The following is a 2,507-nucleotide window of genomic DNA, read 5'->3' on the forward strand; positions in this document are numbered from 1 at the left end:
GTGCCCAGAACCGCTGCACACGTCCGGGCGACATGCATCAAAACAAATGCATGTCGCCCGGACGTGTGCAGCGGTTCTGGGCACGATATGCATCAAAACAATTGCCCGGATGCAAAGTGCCGAAAACTCGGCTAAAAGCGGCGGCACAGGAAACAATTTCAAACGGATGGATCGATGACCCGTAGCAGGATTTTGGTGACGCTAGCGCTGCTGGCGGCGGTTGTCACCGTCACGGCCTGCGGCAGGAAGACCGGCCTCGACACGCCCTATGAGGCGGCGGAGCAGGCGCGCAAGGATGCGGAAAAAGCCAAGCAGCCCCTCCCGCCCGAGCCGGAGAAACCGGTCAAGGACAGGAAGTTCATCCTCGATCCACTGCTCTAGAGCCGACGGGATCGCTCGATCTCACCACGCTCCAACTTTCGGGACCAACCCTCGTGAACCATTTCGACTACCGCGACGGCGTGCTCCATGCCGAGGACGTCGCCATCCCCGATATAGCAGCCGAGGTCGGCACGCCTTTCTACTGCTATTCGACGGCGACGCTGACCCGGCATTTCCGCGTTTTCAGAGAAGCCTTCGCCGGCCTCGACGCGCTGGTCTGCTACGCCATGAAGGCGAACTCCAACCAGGCCGTGCTGAGGACGCTGGCCAGGCAAGGTGCTGGCGCCGACGTGGTCTCGGAAGGCGAATTGCGCCGTGCCCTGGCCGCCGGCATCCCGGCCAGCAAGATCCTGTTTTCCGGCGTCGGCAAGACCGCGCGCGAGATGGATTTCGCGCTCTCCGCCGGCATTCTTTGCTTCAATGTCGAATCCGAGCCTGAACTCGAACTGCTGTCGGCGCGCGCCGTGGCGCTCGGCAAGGTGGCGCCCATCTCGCTGCGCATCAATCCGGATGTCGATGCCAGGACACACAAGAAGATCTCGACCGGCAAGGCCGAGAACAAGTTCGGCATCCCGTGGCAGCGCGTGCGGCAGGTCTATGCCCGCGCGGCCGAATTGCCCGGCATCAAGGTGACCGGCATCGACACCCATATCGGCAGCCAGATCACCGAATTGCAGCCCTTCGACGACGCCTTCGCGCTGCTGGTCGAGCTGGTCGGCGCGCTGCGCGCCGACGGACATGCGATCGAGCATGTCGATCTCGGCGGCGGCCTCGGCATCCCCTACCGCGTCGACAACAGCCCGCCGCCGCTGCCCGACGCCTATGCCGAGATCGTCAGGAAGCATGTCACCAGGCTCGGTCTCAAGGTGATGTTCGAGCCCGGGCGCCTGATCGTCGGCAATGCCGGCATCCTGGTGTCCGAGGTCATCTATGTGAAGGAAGGCGACGCCAGGAATTTCCTTATCGTCGACGCCGCCATGAACGACCTGATCCGGCCGACGCTCTATGACGCTTTCCACGACATCCGGCCGGTGGTGCAGCCGCCCGCCTCCACACCCCGCATGAAGGTCGACGTCGTCGGCCCGGTCTGCGAGACCGGCGACTTCCTCGGCCACGACCGCGACCTGCCTAGGCTGAAGGCCGGCGACCTGATCGCTGTTTCGACCGCCGGCGCTTATGGCGCGGTGCAGGCCGGCACCTACAACACCAGGCTTCTTGTGCCGGAGGTTCTGGTCGACGGCGACCGCTTCCATGTCGTGCGCCCCCGCCAGACCTATGAGGACCTGATCGGGCTGGATTCCGTTCCCGACTGGCTGAAGTAGCCGAGCGGTGACGCCTTAAGGAGCAAGCCATGCTGGAGAAAAAGACGATCACGCGCGAGCGCATCGCCGCCGTGGAGCCGCGCATCCGCCCCTATATCCGCCATACCCCGGTCATACGCGTCGACATGGCGGATTTCGGCCGTCCCGCCTTTCCGGTCGACCTGAAGCTCGAAAGCCTACAGCATTCCGGTTCCTTCAAGGCGCGCGGCGCCTTCACCAACCTGCTCGAACGCCAGGTGCCCGAGGCCGGCGTGGTGGCCGCGTCCGGCGGCAACCACGGTGCGGCCGTCGCCTACGCCGCCATGAAGCTTGGGCACAAGGCCACGATCTTCGTGCCCGAGGTCAGTCCCCCGGCCAAGCTCGCGCGCATCCGTAGCTACGGCGCGGATCTGGTCGTCGGCGGGGCCCGCTATGCCGAGGCGCTGGCCGCCAGCGAGGACTTCGCGGCGCGGACCGGCGCCCTGCAGATCCACGCCTTCAACCAGGAGGAAACGCTGCTCGGCCAGGGCACGCTCGGCCTGGAGATCGAGGCCGATCTGCCCGAGATCGACACGCTGCTGGTTGCCGTTGGCGGCGGCGGCCTGATCGGCGGCATAGCCGCCTGGTTCGCGGGTCGCATCCGCATCGTCGCCATCGAGCCCGAGGGCGCTCCGACGCTTTATCGCGCTTTGGAGGCCGGAGAGCCGGTCGACGCCCCGGCCGAAGGCATTGCCGCCGACTCGCTGGCCCCGAAGCGCGTCGGCGAGATGATGTTTCCGATCGCCGAAGCCTTCGTCGAGCGCTCTATCCTGGTCAGCGACGACG

3 protein-coding genes are annotated in these 2,507 nt (G+C 65.6%); all 3 read left to right on the plus strand.

Going from position 1 to position 2,507, the window contains the following annotated elements; genetic code table 11:
• Positions 1 to 174: 174 nt before the first annotated feature.
• The gene (locus EOA24_RS34155) at positions 175 to 381 is read left to right on the plus strand and encodes a lipoprotein (protein ID WP_126081034.1); all 207 of its coding nucleotides are present in this window, start codon (positions 175 to 177) and stop codon (positions 379 to 381) included.
• A 53-nt stretch (positions 382 to 434) separates the two neighbouring features.
• Positions 435 to 1,703 (plus strand): diaminopimelate decarboxylase, encoded by a 1,269-nt coding sequence (lysA, locus tag EOA24_RS34160; RefSeq protein WP_126081033.1) that lies wholly within the window; start codon positions 435 to 437, stop codon positions 1,701 to 1,703.
• Positions 1,704 to 1,732: 29 nt separating this feature from the next.
• Positions 1,733 to 2,507, plus strand: a 775-nt coding sequence (locus EOA24_RS34165) for a threonine/serine dehydratase (RefSeq protein WP_133374761.1), incomplete at its 3' end; no start/stop codon positions are given.

The sequence above is a fragment of the Mesorhizobium sp. M2A.F.Ca.ET.039.01.1.1 genome (assembly GCF_003998035.1).
Classification (GTDB): Bacteria; Pseudomonadota; Alphaproteobacteria; order Rhizobiales; family Rhizobiaceae; genus Mesorhizobium.